Genomic DNA, 17,297 nt, shown 5'->3' with positions numbered 1-17,297 from the left:
TTGGAGTGAGGAAAAATGTGGTTAGAATTACAAGTTTTTGGCTTTCGGGCGTTGTGGAGTCCTTACTTTTTCACTTTTGTCGTTTGCCTCGGAATAGCATACTATCTTATTACGGGACCTTACCGGCATAAATTTGGTGGAAATGCTAAACCAACAATCGGCCAACAAGTGGCATTTTATTTGGCTTTAGTGTTACTTTACATTTTGAAAGGTTCCCCTATTGATTTATTAACACATATTATGTTGTCATTTCACATGGCCCAAATGGCATTATTGTATTTAATTTTTCCGATTTTAATTATTAAAGGCTTACCAGTGTGGATTTGGGAAAAGGTTGTACTAAATTCGGTGCTATATCCTTTCTTTAACTTTGTTAGTAATCCAATCATTTCTATTTTATCTTTTAACGGATTATTTTCGTTATACCATATGCCAGCGATATTTGATTTTACAAAGTCGTCTATTATTGCGCATACCGCTAGTACAATCATTTTGCTAATTGCGGCATTTATCATGTGGTTCCCTGTTATGTCACCTTTAAAGGAGTTTGACAGGTTAAAACCATTGGTAAAGATATTTTATGTGTTTGGTAATGGGGTATTAATTACACCAGCATGTGCGCTTATAATATTTTCAGATGTGCCATTATTTGCCGCTTATAGTGCAACAGGTGCATGGGTACAAGCTTTGAGTTTATGTGTGCCAGGAGATGTTTTAGCAGGAATGAATTTTGGAATATCTGGACCAGAGATGTTTTCGCCGTTATCTGTTTTAGATGACCAACAATTAGGTGGAATCATTATGAAAATAGTTCAGGAGCTCATATATATTTTCATTTTAGCTCGTGTTTTCTTTTCTTGGTTTACAAAAGAGAGTTTAAAGGTTGATCCAATCGATCCACTGCCTGATACAAATGTAATAAAATAATAAGTTCGTGCATCATAACATAAAGGAAAAATAATGATAACCAATAAAAAAGACGTGTATTTACACGTCTTTTTTATTACTAGATTTTAAAATTTATCGAAATTATTTCTGCTTCTTTTGCAGAATGAAATGCGATTACGATAAGTGGCCCAAGAATGATGCCCATTACACCAAGCAATTTGACCCCTAAAAACATGGCAATTAGTGTTGCCAGTGGTGATAATCCGATATGTTTACCCATTACTTTAGGTTCTACTATTCTCCTAATTGCTAGCAGTATAACAGCTAGTATGCTTAGTTGAATACCCATTGGTGAATTACCAGATAAGAACATAAATAGTGCCCATGGTGCCAATATAATAATGGACCCTATAATAGGAATTAAATCGATAATCCAAATAACAAGTGCCATAATAATCGCAACTTCTGGTACGATGATTAGTAGCCCGATTAATGAAACAGAAAAGATTATCAAACTCACTAAAAATTGTGCTTTAAAAAATCCTATTATAACATTTGATAAACGCTCACTCATAAAACTAACCTTTTTTGCAGTGGATTCACTTAAAAGATTGTAGCCTTTTGATTTTATAATAGGAAGTTCAAGCATGACAAGGAACAGTGCAATGATATAAACTAAAAAGCTAATGAGATATTGTGGTACCTTAGATACAATTTGCGAAATATTATCAATGGTAATAATATCTTTTGCACGATCAATTATACTTGTTAGATTTTCTTGTATACTAGTTGTAACCTGCTTGACAAATTCGGGAGGCAAATTATTTGCATATTGTCGGAATACGTCTTCCCAATGTTGATAAACTTGATTTAAAAGATTTAAGTATGCTGGAACATCCTCAACAAAATTTACCACTTGAGCGACAGCTTTAATAACAATGTAAGTACCTGCAACTCCAGTGATAACTAGGAAAAGGAGAAATACAATAATTACTGAGCTTTTTCGACCAAGACGTATCGTAGATTGAATCCAACGTACAATTGGATTTAGCATCAGTGCAGTAAGAAATGCGATAACTAAAGGCAAAGAGATAGGTAAAATGATATATAACAAGATAATGATAAGCGCAATAAATAGAAATGTCTTCCATTGGCGCTTTGTAATTTTTCGTATCAATGTTAATTTGATTCTCCTTTCCAGTTAGAATACGATACGACGGAACCTTATTATGAATATAGCATTAAAATTTTCTTTTGAACAGATATAGTTAAAAAATTTATATTTATCATAATAAAAAAGCTAATGCACACGCTATGATTTCGTTGTGCACTAGCTAATCTTTATGTTCTATCTTTACTTCGTATATTGCTTTAGTTCATCATTTACTCGGGAGACAAGGTTTTTTGCACGTTCTACAAGGTTTTCTGGGAAGTTTTCTTCTTCTCCATATTCGATACCATGTGGATAGTAATGTTTACCTAATAACGGTGTTTTTAATTGAATTACTGCATCACCACGATCAACATCACCTTCTGTTGCAAAACCTTGAATACGAACATAGTATGTAATATTTTTTTCGTTTGATCCAATTTTATAGTCATATGTTACGCGTTCATAATCCCATTGACCAGCACGGATAAATGCGTGTTTTCCCATAATATGGTCTAATGGTTTAAGATCCATGATATGTTCTTCAATTCCTAGGTTTTCCAGTTTCATTTTCTTCACCTCACATATGTTGTCCTCATTAAACTATAATAGTATGAATTAGATGAAGTTGCAATTGAAAAGTGGATAGATAGGAGATATATTGGTAGCGATTACAGGTTTGTTCTAGAATATCGATAGGGTTACGATGCAAATGTCATGTGGAGTATGTGATCTCAATTGGTGTAAACAGACATGACATTTAGAACTTCATCATTGAAATTTCGTGTTACGTAATCATACAGATAAAAAAATGCATGGATTGGGAATCTAGCTCATATAGTAGAATAAAGTATTTTACTAGAGGTGAATGGTTATGAAAAAAGGACGTTTTATTTTGTTTGTTTCACTCATCTTGCTAACGGGTTTATTTTTATTAGGGAATAACATGATACAGCCAAATAAAGCGAATGATAAAAATGCTACTTCATTTGTAAAAAAGGATAGTGTAGTAAAAAAGAAGCAATTACCAGAAAAACGTTTGTTAAGTAAATCTTTTAAAGGAGATTTATATCATTGGATTGATCAATCTACTCATGAGCTCGTGGAAGAAATGGGAGAACCAACCCGTAAAGACATAAGTCCATATGGATATACTTGGTGGGTATATACTGATCAGAAAGAAGAATATATACAGTTTGGAATTGAAGATAAAAAGGTGAAGACGATTTTTGCTGCGGGAGAAAATATTTCTACAGAACCAATGAAAATTGGAATGACGTACGAAGAGTTAAAAAAGACGATAGACGTTAAAAGTAAGGTGACATATAAAGATGGGGTAAATTCATATCAATTTCATTTACATGATGAAGATTTACTAGCGCATCCACTCACTCAAATAACGGAGAATGTTTTTGTGGAAAACTATTTCGATACATTTTCGGACAAACTTATTGCAGTTCGGATCCTAACGGGCGATGTCCTACTAAAACATCGTGCTTATGAAATACAATATCGGGGTCCATTACCAAAGGAGCCAAAACTAAATAAAAAAACATGGAAACAAGTAGAAACTGGAATGGAAAGGCAAATATTCGATTTATCAAATGTCTTTCGTCATTATTTTGGTAAACCTGCTTTGCGTTGGGATGATACTGTGCGTGAAGTTGCTTATTTGCATAGTAAGGATATGGCGGTACATGATTATTTTTCGCATTATCGTTTAGATGGACAAGGGTTAAAGGAAAGATTAGCAGAAAAGGATGTATTTTATTTAACTGCGGGTGAAAATATCGCGGCACAATATCCAGATGCTCCAGCTGCTGTCTTAGGTTGGCTAAATAGTGTTGGTCATCGTGAAGCATTACTGGAAAAGAATTATACTCATTTGGGAGTCGGAGTCTATCAGTTTCATTACACGCAAAACTTTTTAAATAAACCTTAAAAAAATCTTGATACGCACAAGACATAGGCGAGTTGCATAAACTATAAGAAATCTTCGGAACAAATAGAGGTGATGAGACATGAGTAAATCGTTACATCCTAGTGTCGTAGCGTTTAAAGATTTCTTAAATAGGCATCCTGGTCTACGTGCGGAAATTAGAAAAAGTGGTCATTCTTGGCAGGAATATTATGAGAAATGGAACTTACTTGGCGAGGATGATCCGTTCTGGGAAAAGTATAAGGAAACGAAAAACTCCGCAGATAAAGAGGATAAGGTAGATAAAAAATCAGAGCTATTCTCTCAATTAATCAATTTTACAAATAAGATCGATATTGAAAAGGTGCAAAATCAAGTAAAACAATTAAATGGTACGATGTCTACATTGCAGGAATTGTTAGCACAGTTTCAAACTGAAAAAAAACCGAATGAACCTCATCAAAATCAACCTTTTAATTGGTTTAAGGACTGATAGGGATGGATAAAAATGTGATCATCTATTTAAAAAGTAGACCAGATTTATTGCAATTTGTGCGAAAGAATCCAATGTGGTATCGATATCTATCTAGAAATCCTGAAAATATTTATAAGATGGAAAGAGAAGCTAAAGTATTTTATGGAAAGACTTTTTCACAGCGATTAGACACTTTACAAGACCAAATTCAATTAACATCGATGTTAATGCAGTTAGCTGAGGCAATGAAAGATTGATTGTTAACGCTTAATCATGATAAAATGTAAATAATAGATTGGAGGTGAATGCACGTATGATTGCAACCCTTGAATTTGCAGACGTATTAGATAGGTCTGAAATATTAGGGAATATAATTCGTAACTCTGAAGTAATGCATGATTATCATCAAGCTAAAGAAGAGTTACAACTTGATAAGGAAGCACAAGAGCTTATTCAAGCTTTTAATTATATAAAGGAAGATTATGAGGATATTCAACGCTTTGGACGCTACCATCCGGACTACAACCAAATCATGAAAAAAATTCGTGCAACAAAACGAGAAATGGATATGCATCCTACTGTTGCAGCTTTCAAAGTAGCTGAAAGAAGTTTGCAACAGTTTTTAGATGAAATTAGCGAGATTATTGCATGTAGTGTAAGCGAGGAAATTAAGGTACCTAAAGATGGAGCTGCTTTATCTGATGGTGGTTGTGGTTCTGGCGGTAGCTGTGGTTGTAAGGTTTCCTAAATAGTTGAGAAAAAGCGAGGTTAAAAATGAGAACTGAAAGGCAAGGATTAATCGTTTGGTTCCAGCATATGAAAAACTTAAAGCAGTTGAAGCGGCATGGACATTTAATTTATTCCTCGAAAAAACTTAAATATGCCGTTATATATGTGAATCAATCAGATATAGATGATATTTTCAACCGCTTGCTGAAGTATTCTTTTGTATCAAGAGTGGAGTTATCTTATAAACCATTTGTAAACACAACATATGAAAATGCAAAACCAGATAAGGCGAAACAATACGATTATAAACTTGGTATATAGTTTACATAAAAAAAAACCTGCAGACACCATTCTGCAGGTCTCTTTGTTTTCATATAGAAAACAAAGAGGCAAAGGGAGAGGAGAAACCGGAGAGTACTTATGGGGAAGTGTAAGTCTTCTCCGTGTTCTGAAACAGCAGTCAATTAGCTGCCTCACTTGTATTATGGACAGAAGAATAAATTATATACGGTTAAATTATATTTTTATTGAAAAAAGGTATTGTTTTTTAATTTATATGGGATGAAGGAAGAAAAAATGTAAAAAAATAAAAAATGTGTTAGGATTATTGTCGAAACATAGAGTGAAGGAGGATGCTATGCGAGTTATTGCTGGTAACTTTAAAGGTAGACAATTAAAAGCAGTTTCAGGAAATGCCACAAGACCGACCACAGATAAAGTAAAAGAGTCTATATTTCAAATGCTAGGCCCATTTTTTGACGGAGGCTATTGCCTCGATTTATTTGCAGGTAGTGGTGGGCTTGGAATCGAAGCATTGAGTAGGGGCATGGAACGTACTATATTTATTGATAAACAACTAAAAGCGATTCAAACAATTAAAGAGAATTTACATACACTCTCTATTCAAAATCAAGCAGAAGTTTATCGAAACGATGCTTACCGTGCCATTAATGTTCTGAGTAAAAGGAATATATGTTTTCAATTAATATTGCTAGATCCTCCATACGGAAAATTAGATTATGAAAAGATGATTCATCATATTTTAAACAAAAATCTTTTGGCACCAGATGGCCTTCTATATTGTGAACACGATATACACGAACAGTTACCTGAATTAGAACCAAAATTAGTAAAAATAAAGCAAGACCATTATGGTGGTACTATTGGTATTACAATCTATAAAAAAGGGGTATTAATAAATGAGTAAATTAGCAATTTGTCCAGGTAGCTTTGATCCCATTACATATGGCCACCTTGACATTATTCAACGGGGTGCACGAATATTTGATGAACTAATTGTCGTTGTGTTTAATAACCAAGCTAAAAATCCGCTGTTCTCAGCTGAAGAACGTACAGCATTAATTAAGGAATGCACCAAACATATTCCGAATGTATCAGTTGATTCTAGTGCGGATTTATTAATTAATTATGCACAACAAAAAGAGGCCCAAGTTGTTTTAAGAGGCTTGCGTGCAGTTAGTGATTTTGAATATGAGATGCAGATTACATCTATGAATAGAAAATTAGACGATGAGGTAGAAACGTTGTTTATGATGACAAATAATCAATATTCCTTTCTTAGTTCTAGTATTGTAAAGGAAGTTGCCAAGTATGGTGCTTGTGTTTCTGATCTCGTACCAAAACCTGTCGAAAAAGCACTAATAGCAAAGTTTTCTAAATAGAGTTTCGTATTAATATAGAAACAAGCCCATCTTATGAGAAGTGCTTGTTTCTTTTTTTGTTTATGCTTATAGAGGTCAATAAAAAGTCGGGCTTTGTGCCCAACGTCGGCATACCCCGGTGTCGGGGCAAGGCCGTGCCCGCGGAAAGCGAAGTGTTCTGCCGAAGCGGGGGAATCAGCACTATCTTCAGTAAATATGAGTACATTAACAAGCACGTTACGAGACAGTTTGGTTTTATTGTGTATCGATAGTAGTCTATAAGAAAATAGCGTTTTTAGAAAAGAATGGTTTAACTTAAAAAAAGTAGGAGGTTGCTTACCATTAGGCTCTTCTCATTCGCTTCATAAGGATAAAAATTGCTAGACCTAAGAATACAAACGAAATAGCTGGACCAATATGTTGCAGATTACTCATAATAATTCCCCAGTTTTGTTCTGCAACCGGAGTTGTTACAGGCACATCCCCTATATTTATAACTTGTCTATTCAAATAAAGAGGTCGGTACAAAAGAATGGTTAAAAAACTGGCGATAAAGCCATGTAGAATACGAGCAAAGAAATAAGGTGCAAAGCGAATATCAGTTTTTGATAAAATACTGGCGACTTGTGCTTGAATAGAAAACCCATGAAAGCCTAGAATAAAGCTAACTAAAACGATGCTTGACAGAAAATAATCATTTGTTAATTTAGAAATAAGGTTTGCACCAACTGTTATTTCAAATAGCCCTGAAATAAATGGTAATGCCAGGTTTACCGGAAATTGAATATAAATAAATACTTGTTCTATGATGAGGGAAATACTAGATGTAATATTGACGAGATATAGTAATGTCGTTAGTACTGAAAATAATATGATAAAGCCACCAACCATCACTAATGTTTGAATGGATTGAATGACGGCATCGCCTAATATTTCTCCAAGTGGACGCTTGTCCTCCATACGAGTGGCATGCATTTCATGAAGCGCTCTTTTAAGTGTGACTTTTTCCTTTTTATGAGGCATTATTTGTTGGCCTCTTTTTTCGGCTTTTCGACCATAAAATCGCATACATAAGCCGACTAAAAAGTTACTACAATAATGTGCTACAGCAATTAAAATGCCTAACTTCGCATCATAAAAGAAACCGACTGAAATTGCTCCAAATATAAAGAGTGGACTCGATGCATTGCTAAACGACACTAACCTTTCTGCTTCAATCTGTGTCAGTTGCTTGCTTTCTCGGAGGCGTACGGAAATTTTTGCTCCAGTCGGGTAACCACTAGCCATTCCCATAATCCAGGCAAAGCTTCCGGTTCCAGGTACTTTGAACAGCGGTCGCATAATTGGTTCAAATAAAACTCCGATAAATCGTACGACTCCAAAGCTTAATAACAATTCGGCTGTGATGAAAAAAGGAAGCAAAGACGGAAAGACAATTTCCCACCACATGTTTAATCCACGGATACTGGCTTCATATGCATCCTGAGGAAAAGAAATAAGAATGATTGCTATAAATATAGCTGAACCTGCTAAAAGGAATGTTTTCATTATAGACTTCAAGCTTTTTTCCTCCTAATCTGAATGTATAGCTCTGTACTTCTATTTTTTATAATAGTAAAATAGTGCTAACATCTCGTAATGACGGACAACCTACAAGTTTAAGTCTATATCAATATACGCACATACATGAGCATAATATGCCATACACTTTTTAAAACAGACGTAATACGGTATATATCACATGTATATATATGATTATTTGGAAGGGGTAAAAGGATGAGATTTACAAAAAGACAACTAGGTGGTACGATTGCAACTGTTTTGTTGGCTGCTTTTTTATTATTTTATAAGCTACCTTATTACGTATATAAGCCGGGAAGCGCAGATGCACTGGATCCAATTGTACAAGTAGAAGGTGGCTATGAAAGTGCGGGAGATATGCATCTGGTAACAGTACGTGGTGGACAAGCAAATCCTATTCAATACATATTGGCAAAAGTTTTGCCACATCAAGAAATTATGCCACTAGAAAACGTAAGACCGAAAGGAGTTTCGGAGGAAGAATACTTTCATGCACAATTACAAATGATGGAGAGTTCTCAAGAAGCGTCCATTGTAGTTGCATATCAGGCAGCTGATAAGAAGATTGAGATAGATTATCAAGGTGTCTATGTTGTATCTGTTGTTGATAACATGCCTGCGGAAGGAAAGCTTCAATCTGGTGATCGGATTGTTGGAGCTGATGGACATAAAGTAAAAGAGTCTGGAGATCTTATTGATTATGTGGAAACAAAAAAGGCAGGCGAAACTATTTCGCTTGATGTAATTCGAGATGATAAGAGAATAACAGAAAAGGTCAAGTTAGATACGTTTTCAGATAATGACAAAAAAGTCGGTATGGGTATTCAGCTTGTAACGGACCGGAATATATCGGTTGAACCAGAAGTTAATTTTAGTAGTGGTAATATTGGCGGGCCAAGTGCTGGTCTTATGTTTGCATTAGAAATTTACGACCAGCTAACTGAAGTAGATTTGACGAATGGATTGCAAATCGCAGGCACTGGAGAAGTAGACTATGATGGAAACGTCCATCGAATTGGTGGAATAGATAAAAAGGTCATTGCCGCAGATAAAGAAGGATGCGCAATTTTCTTTGCACCAAATGAAGGTGGGAGAAAGGACTCTAATTATGAGGTTGCCAGAAAAACAGCAGAGGAAATCGGCACCAAAATGAAAGTAGTTCCTGTCGATACATTCTATGATGCATTACACTATTTAGAAAAATTGGCAAATGAAAAATAAGGGAAGGAGCTGGGACAATAGGGTCAGACCCTTATGTCCCAGCTCCTTTTTTGTTGAATCGAAGCCCTTGTATATAAAAAAAGATTCTCTTTATCGTATAATGGGTTTTTCTAGTTCTTGATGAAGGAATTGCTGACGCATAGTTGGTGATAATATACTATAGTAGGCTGCTGACGCTCGTTCTTCAACTTTTAGGAGAGCATGTACTTGTCCACCTATTCCAGTTATGAGAGGAACTTGCAATTTCTTTTTGCGGCTACGTATATATTGCTGTCCCGCTTTTGTCATACCTAAAAGTCGTATATATGGGACGTGATCACGAATTAATTCTAATTCCCTTTTCTTTGTATTCGTTAAAATATGCACAAACATTCTCTGTAATCTTGTCCAAGTATACCGTTTTGTCTTCATGGCTTGCATCCAATCTTTAAAATTAGTGACATGAGGTGCGGTTCTTTTTAAGCGATATTCCAATCCCTCATCGACACCTAAAATAGACTCCAACTCCTCCGGGCTCATTGTCATCACGCGGTAATGAATGAGAGGAAAGTAATTTTCCCAATCATGGAAAATATCTGTCTCACTTTTATATTGCTCCATTTGGTCGAGGGTTGCGCTTGGAATCGTTCGTTCAACTTCCCGTACGCTACGCCTTTTTGTTATAATAGCTTCACGGATACTTGTTGCACTAGCAATCGAACTATGGATATGGGTATCATGGTAGTCGCTTTTGATTCTTTTAATTGTTAAAGGGCGAATAGGTAGTTGCTTATCCAAAATTTCACGTACATAACTAAAACCTAAAATGTTATTTGGCTTTGTTAAATCAATGGAGGTTGCACCATCTAATCCAACTTTTTTATAAGCTTCCCTACTAGCTATTGGAAAAGACTCACCTTGTTTCAATAAGTTTTTCAATGTATGGTTATACGTGTCTTGCTGCTGAAGAAGCAGTTCATAACTCGATATAAAGTCTTGTATATTACCGGATTCACTACCAAAACATAAGTCGGTTATACCAAGGTGGAATAAAGTATTTACTGCCCCTTGTGCAAATAAACGACTACTCTGTACGGCGTATAAGTATGGCAATTCAATTATGATATCAACACCAGATTGTAATGCGGCCTTTGCTCGATGAAATTTATCAATAATAGCCGGTTCGCCGCGTTGTAGGAATGAACCGCTCATGATAGCGACAATGACTTGAGCTTGTGAAACCCTTCTTGCTTCTTGGATATGATATGCATGGCCATTATGGAATGGATTATATTCAACAATTAAACCACAAACATTCATTTTTTTCGCTCCGTTCATATAAAATACAATTATTTATAGTTTACCAAATATCATGCTTGGTTGCAGTAACAAAGCAAATTGATGTATTCTAAATAGACAATATGGTACAGTTTATCAAAAACAACGAGTGTAAAGAAAAAATATTGACAAATGATGATTTTACCTATAAAATAACTCTTGTTGCCTTGAGGTGAAAACAATGAAATTTACGTTGGGACAAATTAAGAAAAGTGCACACTCTAAACCGTTTGAGTTTGCTGGAGACGTTGATGTTTCTGAATTGGAAAAAATGAATAATGATATTCGAAAAATTGGCTTTGTTCATGTGAAAGGTTCATGTATTCTAAATGGTGAACAAATTACCATGGATTTTGCTATCGCTGGTACAATGATTTTACCTTGTGCACGAACATTAGTTGATGTCGAGTATCCGTTTACCATACAAGCAAAAGAATATTTTACAACGTCACCTTATTATGGTGAGGATGAAGAAGAACAAGAAATTCATCCTGTTCATGGAGAAGTACTTGACTTAACTCCCTATATTAAGGAAAATATTTTATTGGAAGTTCCTTTTCGTGTATTCTCGGAAAATACCGATGCGAGCGAAGTGCCACATAGTGGACAAGGGTGGAGAGTCGGCCCGAAAGAAGAGAAGGAAAAACCAATTGATCCCCGTTTAAAAAAACTGGAATCGTTATTAAAACATCATAAGAAAGAGAAATAAGAATTACTTATTCCTTTCATTTGAAGGAGGTGTAAGGCATGGCAGTACCTAAAAGAAGAACTTCTAAAAAAGTGAAAAACCAACGACGTACTCATAAAAAATTACATTTACCAGGTTTAAACGAGTGTGCAAACTGTGGGGAAATGGTAAAACCGCACCACGTATGTAAAGCATGCGGACATTATGATGGTAGAGAAGTAATCGCAAAATAATAAAACCACGTTAAACAGATCCCTCTAGTATACGAGTGATCTGTTTTTGTATACATAAAAATAGGATAGTGAGGGAAAGAGAATGGATCATTTCATAACGTATGAGCATAAGCAAGACTACGGGATAATACGACTAAATCGACCGGAAAAGCGTAATGCGATTTCAACAGAAATGATGCAACTATTAAAAAAATATTTATTGAAGGCAAGAGAAGAAAAGTATAAATTTATCGTGATCACGGGAAATGGTGATAAAGTTTTTTGTGCAGGTGGTGACTTAACCGAATTGCATGGAGATTTAACTCCTGATGATGCTTTCGCCAAGCTATATCCTATGAAAGAAGTTTTATATGAGATAGTGTCCTTCCCGGTACCTGTCATATGTTTTATGAATGGAGATGCAATGGGGGGAGGCTGCGAATTAGCTACTGCATGTGATATACGTATTACGAAGCCTGGGACGAGGTTCGGTTTTATTCAATCAAACCTAGGAATTGTTCCTGGTTGGGGCGGTGGTGTGTTATTGTATGAAAAGGTACATCCAGCTTTTGCTTTTCAATGGATGATGGAAGGTACAATATATGGTGCCACTTACTTACTAGAAAAGGGCTGGATTCATGAAGTTATATCAGAAGAATCCACATTTGAAAGAATTCTAGCTACATATTCCAGTCGATCTTTACAACAAATGAAAATATTAAAAAGTCAATACAAAAGAAAACTCTCCAATCTATCTTTATCTGCAGATATGAATGAGGAAATGAAAAATGCTGCGATATTATGGGATACGCATGAACATAAACAAGCTGTAAACCGTTTTTTATCTCGTAAAAGATAAAATGCTATGATATTTTAAGTGAAATATGAAAAGAGTTATTCTATCACTACTAGTTATTGCATACATTGTTACCAAAGAAGGTAAGGAGTGATGTTATGCATGTAACACGTCAGGATGCCTGGACGGAAGATGAGGATATCATTTTAGCAGAGACTGTATTGCGTTATATTAGGCAAGGGAAGACGCAATTAGAGGCGTTCAAGCACGTTGCTCGTCAGTTGTCTCGGACCTCTGCGGCTTGTGGATTTCGCTGGAATGCAACACTAAGGAAAAAATATCAAGATGCAATCCAACTTGCAAAAGAGGATAGAAAGCAACGTGGCCAATTTCACTGGGAAGTTAGCGATACGCAACATGAAGAGGAAAATCCAATAGAGGCAGCTATATCGTTACTGGAGAAGATGAAGGGGAATTTTGCTGAACAAGCGACAGCGGTAGATGAAAATAAAGATAAACTACTGCAACATTTAAAAAGCGAAAATAATCAATTGAAAATGCGTGTTGCTCGTTATGAAAGTGCTTGGAAAGAAATGCATAAATTATGGAGCTGGGTAGAAGAAAAAAATATTACGCAGAATAAATAGGAATTATTCATCATTTAAGTTAGAACAGAAAACGCTGATGCAAGTGGAAATCGTAAATATATGATTCCGTATCACGCAGCAGCGTTTTTATAGTTTAAACAATTCATTATTTAGTTTCGTGTTCTTTTACACCTTCTGGTAGCCAAATTAGTGGATTTTCACCAAGATCTCTTTCCATTTCATAATTCGCCCTTTGAAACCCCATCTTCTCCCAAAAATCATGTGAGTTTATACGTGGATTTGTTTTGATTGGTAAGTTGAATCCCTTTGCAAAGTCAACAAGTGTCTTGCCATATCCTCTCCCGCGGTATGATGGCAAAACCTCCAGCTTCCATAGTTCAAGATAGTCTTGCGGAGGTTCAAAATAAGCATCGTATTTCTTATTGACTTTATACAAACTCATGCGGGCAACTAAAGATTCTCCGTAATAAATCCCATAAAATGGAGATTCGCTATCGTTTTCCACAATGTTATGCTCTAAATCTTCTAACATGGAAAGTTCTTGATGCCCATACTCTTTAAAATGCTTAAATTCCTCTAAAGTTTTATAATTAATTAAAAGTCTTGCAACCTTCATTTCAATCATGAAATTCCCCCCTCGTTGCCAGAATAATTTTATTATAATATATTTTATTATAATATAAATAGATAGATATGGAAACAAGAGTGATGGAGAAAAGGGGAAAAGTTAAATGAAAATAGGAGTTATCGGTGGGGGAGCAATTGGATTTTTAACGGCAAGCAAATTAAATAGTGTGCATGACATTACATTGTATGTTAGAAGAGAAGAGCAAAAAAGTTTATTAGTGCAAGAAGGACTGCACGAAAAAAATGTATGTGAACATCACGTACAAGTAAAACTTATTAGAGAGATAGGGGAAGAAGACTGCTATATCATTTGTGTAAAACAGTTTCATTTAACATCACTGTTGACTGTTTTTAAGAAAATAGATGCGTCTGTGCCGATTATTTTTTTGCAAAATGGAATGGGGCATATTCCATTTATTCAAGCGTTAAAGCAGCCTGTTTATATAGGGGTTGTTGAACATGGTGTGTTAAAAGTTAATGATAATACATTTATACAAACTGGAAAAGGGAAAGTTGAAATAGCTCTTTATAATGGTGAACAAAATAAGTATCAGACCATAACTGAACAATTAAATCAACGAGACTTTCCTGTTGTAAATTGTGATGATTGGGAATCGATGCTAGCAAAGAAGTTAGTGGTCAATGCGGTCATTAATCCATTGACGGCTATATTTAACGTGCAAAATGGCAAAATCTTATCCAACCCATTCATACAACAATTAGCGTTCGAATTATGTTCAGAAACTGCTGAAGTGCTAGGGATAGATAAAAAGAAAAGTTGGGACCATGTGCAAAGTATTGCCGAAAGTACAAGTTATAATCAATCTTCCATGGTAAAGGATTTGTTTCATCATAGACAAACTGAAATAGAGGCTATAACTGGTTATATTTTAAATAAAAGCAGTAAAAAGCTACCTTATTCCTTGTTTGTTTATCAAAGTGTGAAAGCTTTAGAATATGAAGAGGGAATACAATGAATGGAAAACATAGGATGACATAAATCTTTTATAAAACAGATTCCATGAAATTTCAAAAGGGATTATGTAAAATATATAGTGACTATATAAAATACATGTTTCGAATAGAAATGAAAAAGGAGCAGTAAATGATGCAGCTTGACCCTATAAAAATTAAATCAAAACAAAATTTAATAGAAGATTATAAAAGCAATAATGCATTTATAATGAATTATTTTGACTATCCATTAGCAAATGAAAGTTATTCTAATAGGGTCGATGATTTAAATAGCCGGAGTTTTAAACGAGAGCAATTATCAGAAGTTTTGTATCAAATAAATAAAGATTGGGATGCTCCCCATGCGACACTGGAAAACATTAATAGATTACGTGAACCAAACAGTGTAGTTGTCATTGGTGGGCAACAGGCTGGCCTATTAACCGGACCGATGTATACGGTACATAAAATAATTTCGATTCTTCAATTAGCAAAAGAGCAAGAAGAACAGCTGAATATTCCGGTTGTTCCAGTCTTTTGGATAGCAGGAGAAGATCATGATTTTGAAGAAATCAACCATGTCTATATGATGGCGGATTCAGAAATGAAGAAAGTAAAATTTCCGCAGCACGTTGTGACAAAACAACCTGTATCTGATATTCAAATTGATAAAGTGAAAGCAGAGCAGTGGTTAGGGCAAATTTTTGTACAAATGAATGAAACAACATATACAAAGCAATTGTACAAGGAAGTATCAGAATGTCTAGCTCAATCGAATACTTTTGTAGACTTTTTTGCACGCTTCATTTTTCAGTTATTTCATAAAGAAGGATTAGTCTTAGTTGATTCAAATCATCGTTTGTTACGACAATTGGAATCTGAGTTTTTTGTGGAAATGATTATGAAGCAACCTGAAATTAGTGCAGGAGTCTACGCTTCATTTAAAGAGCTTGCATTGCACCATTATCCAGTTGATTTACAAGTAGATAAACAGGATGGCAATCTATTTTATCATTTGCATCAAGAAAGAATTTTACTAATGAGAGATGATGAGGGAAACTGGGTCGGAAAACAAAATGAAGTAAAGTTATCAACAGAGGAATTAATAAATATCGCGAAAGAAAAACCTTATTTACTAAGTAATAATGTTATGACAAGGCCGCTTATGCAAGAATTAGTTTTTCCGTCTCTTGCCTTTGTCGGCGGGCTAGGGGAAATTAGTTATTGGTCTGTTTTAAAACGTGCATTTCACGCATTAAATATGAAGATGCCTGTAGTTGTTCCGCGACTTTCTTTTACGTATGTCAATCATAAAATCGATCAACTGATGGAAAAATATACTATTTCTATGCGAGAAGCACTTACTGGAAGAATAGAAGTAAGTAAAATGGAGTGGTTAAAAGTTCAATCAACACCGCCGATTGCCTTGCTTTTTGAAAATGTGAAACAGGCAATAACAAATGCGCATCATCCATTACGAGCTGTTGCACGTGATTTACGCGGTGATTTAGAAGAAATAGCAACTACAAACTTGCAAAGAATTCACCGTGAAATTGACTTTTTAGAGAAAAAGATGAATCATGCAATTATGGATAAACATGCGCATGGAATACGAGAGTTTACTTTTATAAACAGCGCACTTTATCCGTATGGAGGATACCAAGAGCGTATTTGGAATCCATTACCATTGTTAAACGAGTATGGAAAGGCTATTATTCAAGAACTGGTAGATGCGAATTGTTCCTTATATGACGAGCATTATATCGTTCGTTTGTAATCAACGTACCACTTCCCACCACTTTATTTAAAACGAGAGCAATTTATTGTGTGCAATCAAAGGAAAGTGTGTTACATCAATTGTTGTAGGTAAATAATAAGCTGAGAGAAAACTGCCATAATGGCAGTTTTTTTGTTGAGAAAATGTCGAATTTATAATCTGTGTTGCTTTTTTAGAAAAAGTGTGGTGAAAAGTGGGGGGATGTGGTAATATAGTAACATGATAGTGGGGTGAATAGTATGTTCATGGGTGAATTCCAACATAACTTTGATACAAAAGGGCGTATTATTGTTCCTTCGAAGTTTCGTGAGGACTTAGGTGCCAGTTTTGTAGTGACCCGTGGACTTGATAAATGCTTATTTGCATACCCTATGGAAGAATGGAAAATACTTGAGGAAAAATTAAAACAACTACCACTCACTAAAAAGGATGCCCGTGCATTTACGCGATTTTTCTTTTCAGGTGCGATTGAATGTGAAATTGATAAACAGGGAAGAATAAACGTTCCGCAGCCATTGCGGAAATACGCATCATTAGATCGCGAATGTGTTGTCATTGGCGTATCGAATCGAATTGAATTTTGGGCAAAAGAAGTTTGGGAAGAATACTTTGTTGAGTCTGAGGAGTCTTTTGCTGAGATAGCGGAAAATTTAATGGACTTTGATATTTGATAGAGCGTGTAAAAAGGCTCCAAT

At 35.2% G+C, this 17,297-nt stretch carries 21 protein-coding genes; 16 read left to right on the top strand and 5 right to left on the bottom strand.

Annotation, left to right across the window (positions count from 1 at the left end):
- Positions 1–15: 15 nt before the first annotated feature.
- Positions 16–927 (top strand): cytochrome c oxidase assembly factor CtaG, encoded by a 912-nt coding sequence (ctaG, locus tag ACFFIS_RS11975; RefSeq protein WP_390187738.1) that lies wholly within the window; start codon positions 16–18, stop codon positions 925–927.
- Between the two features lie 79 nt (positions 928–1,006).
- Here the strand turns inward: ctaG and ytvI are convergent, their stop codons facing one another.
- Together ytvI and ACFFIS_RS11965 are read right to left on the bottom strand one after the other, a co-directional pair.
- On the bottom strand, positions 1,007–2,065 hold the full coding sequence (gene ytvI / locus ACFFIS_RS11970) for a sporulation integral membrane protein YtvI (protein WP_320378840.1): 1,059 nt from the start codon (positions 2,063–2,065) through the stop codon (positions 1,007–1,009).
- A 177-nt stretch (positions 2,066–2,242) separates the two neighbouring features.
- A complete protein-coding gene (locus ACFFIS_RS11965) occupies positions 2,243–2,608 on the bottom strand; it encodes a YugN family protein (RefSeq protein WP_390187736.1) in 366 nt (121 codons plus the stop codon).
- Positions 2,609–2,912: 304 nt separating this feature from the next.
- Here ACFFIS_RS11965 and ACFFIS_RS11960 point away from each other — a divergent pair, with 304 nt between their 5' ends.
- From ACFFIS_RS11960 to coaD, 7 genes are all read left to right on the top strand, one after another.
- Positions 2,913–3,980 (top strand): CAP domain-containing protein, encoded by a 1,068-nt coding sequence (locus ACFFIS_RS11960; RefSeq protein WP_390187735.1) that lies wholly within the window; start codon positions 2,913–2,915, stop codon positions 3,978–3,980.
- A 79-nt stretch (positions 3,981–4,059) separates the two neighbouring features.
- The gene (locus ACFFIS_RS11955; RefSeq protein WP_390187732.1) at positions 4,060–4,449 is read left to right on the top strand and encodes a YlbD family protein; all 390 of its coding nucleotides are present in this window, start codon (positions 4,060–4,062) and stop codon (positions 4,447–4,449) included.
- Between the two features lie 5 nt (positions 4,450–4,454).
- On the top strand, positions 4,455–4,688 hold the full coding sequence (locus tag ACFFIS_RS11950; protein ID WP_390187729.1) for a YlbE-like family protein: 234 nt from the start codon (positions 4,455–4,457) through the stop codon (positions 4,686–4,688).
- 56 nt (positions 4,689–4,744) lie between these two features.
- Positions 4,745–5,179, top strand: coding sequence for a YlbF/YmcA family competence regulator (locus ACFFIS_RS11945; protein ID WP_320378844.1), 435 nt, complete (start codon positions 4,745–4,747; stop codon positions 5,177–5,179).
- 26 nt (positions 5,180–5,205) lie between these two features.
- A complete protein-coding gene (locus ACFFIS_RS11940) occupies positions 5,206–5,481 on the top strand; it encodes a YlbG family protein (protein WP_320378845.1) in 276 nt (91 codons plus the stop codon).
- A gap of 316 nt (positions 5,482–5,797) precedes the next feature.
- On the top strand, positions 5,798–6,367 hold the full coding sequence (rsmD, locus tag ACFFIS_RS11935; protein ID WP_320379779.1) for a 16S rRNA (guanine(966)-N(2))-methyltransferase RsmD: 570 nt from the start codon (positions 5,798–5,800) through the stop codon (positions 6,365–6,367).
- Complete coding sequence (gene coaD / locus ACFFIS_RS11930; RefSeq protein ID WP_320378846.1) at positions 6,360–6,842, top strand: pantetheine-phosphate adenylyltransferase; 483 nt, start codon at positions 6,360–6,362, stop codon at positions 6,840–6,842. Before rsmD ends, coaD begins: the two co-directional genes overlap by 8 nt.
- Before the next feature lie 321 nt (positions 6,843–7,163).
- On the opposite strand, the gene spoVV is transcribed toward coaD, so the two are convergent.
- Positions 7,164–8,381: a dipicolinic acid transporter SpoVV gene (gene spoVV / locus ACFFIS_RS11925; RefSeq protein WP_390187724.1), complete on the bottom strand. Its 1,218-nt coding sequence runs from the start codon at positions 8,379–8,381 to the stop codon at positions 7,164–7,166.
- Positions 8,382–8,597: 216 nt separating this feature from the next.
- Between spoVV and ACFFIS_RS11920 the strand changes: the two genes are divergently transcribed.
- The gene (locus ACFFIS_RS11920; protein WP_390187722.1) at positions 8,598–9,623 is read left to right on the top strand and encodes a SepM family pheromone-processing serine protease; all 1,026 of its coding nucleotides are present in this window, start codon (positions 8,598–8,600) and stop codon (positions 9,621–9,623) included.
- 90 nt (positions 9,624–9,713) lie between these two features.
- Here the strand turns inward: ACFFIS_RS11920 and ACFFIS_RS11915 are convergent, their stop codons facing one another.
- Positions 9,714–10,922, bottom strand: a complete 1,209-nt coding sequence (locus ACFFIS_RS11915) for a nucleotidyltransferase (RefSeq protein ID WP_390187720.1) — start codon at positions 10,920–10,922, stop codon at positions 9,714–9,716.
- A gap of 199 nt (positions 10,923–11,121) precedes the next feature.
- Here ACFFIS_RS11915 and ACFFIS_RS11910 point away from each other — a divergent pair, with 199 nt between their 5' ends.
- From ACFFIS_RS11910 to ACFFIS_RS11895, 4 genes are all read left to right on the top strand, one after another.
- Positions 11,122–11,649, top strand: coding sequence for a YceD family protein (locus ACFFIS_RS11910; protein ID WP_390187718.1), 528 nt, complete (start codon positions 11,122–11,124; stop codon positions 11,647–11,649).
- A gap of 38 nt (positions 11,650–11,687) precedes the next feature.
- Positions 11,688–11,861: a 50S ribosomal protein L32 gene (gene rpmF / locus ACFFIS_RS11905; protein ID WP_320378853.1), complete on the top strand. Its 174-nt coding sequence runs from the start codon at positions 11,688–11,690 to the stop codon at positions 11,859–11,861.
- An 82-nt stretch (positions 11,862–11,943) separates the two neighbouring features.
- Positions 11,944–12,699 carry an enoyl-CoA hydratase/isomerase family protein gene (locus tag ACFFIS_RS11900; protein WP_390187716.1) on the top strand — a complete coding sequence of 252 codons (756 nt, stop codon included), beginning with the start codon at positions 11,944–11,946 and terminating at the stop codon, positions 12,697–12,699.
- A gap of 95 nt (positions 12,700–12,794) precedes the next feature.
- On the top strand, positions 12,795–13,283 hold the full coding sequence (locus tag ACFFIS_RS11895) for an RsfA family transcriptional regulator (protein ID WP_320378855.1): 489 nt from the start codon (positions 12,795–12,797) through the stop codon (positions 13,281–13,283).
- 106 nt (positions 13,284–13,389) lie between these two features.
- Here ACFFIS_RS11895 and ACFFIS_RS11890 read toward each other — a convergent pair whose 3' ends face one another.
- Positions 13,390–13,869: an N-acetyltransferase gene (locus tag ACFFIS_RS11890; RefSeq protein ID WP_320378856.1), complete on the bottom strand. Its 480-nt coding sequence runs from the start codon at positions 13,867–13,869 to the stop codon at positions 13,390–13,392.
- Between the two features lie 106 nt (positions 13,870–13,975).
- Here ACFFIS_RS11890 and ACFFIS_RS11885 point away from each other — a divergent pair, with 106 nt between their 5' ends.
- From ACFFIS_RS11885 to mraZ, 3 genes are all read left to right on the top strand, one after another.
- On the top strand, positions 13,976–14,848 hold the full coding sequence (locus ACFFIS_RS11885) for a 2-dehydropantoate 2-reductase (RefSeq protein ID WP_390187712.1): 873 nt from the start codon (positions 13,976–13,978) through the stop codon (positions 14,846–14,848).
- A 131-nt stretch (positions 14,849–14,979) separates the two neighbouring features.
- A complete protein-coding gene (gene bshC / locus ACFFIS_RS11880) occupies positions 14,980–16,602 on the top strand; it encodes a bacillithiol biosynthesis cysteine-adding enzyme BshC (protein ID WP_320378859.1) in 1,623 nt (540 codons plus the stop codon).
- A 239-nt stretch (positions 16,603–16,841) separates the two neighbouring features.
- On the top strand, positions 16,842–17,273 hold the full coding sequence (gene mraZ, locus ACFFIS_RS11875) for a division/cell wall cluster transcriptional repressor MraZ (RefSeq protein WP_320378860.1): 432 nt from the start codon (positions 16,842–16,844) through the stop codon (positions 17,271–17,273).
- Positions 17,274–17,297: the final 24 nt, after the last annotated feature.

This window comes from Paracerasibacillus soli (genome assembly GCF_042432965.1).
Classification (GTDB): Bacteria; Bacillota; Bacilli; order Bacillales; family Amphibacillaceae; genus Paracerasibacillus; species Paracerasibacillus soli.
This window is presented reverse-complemented; position numbering and strand designations above follow the sequence as displayed.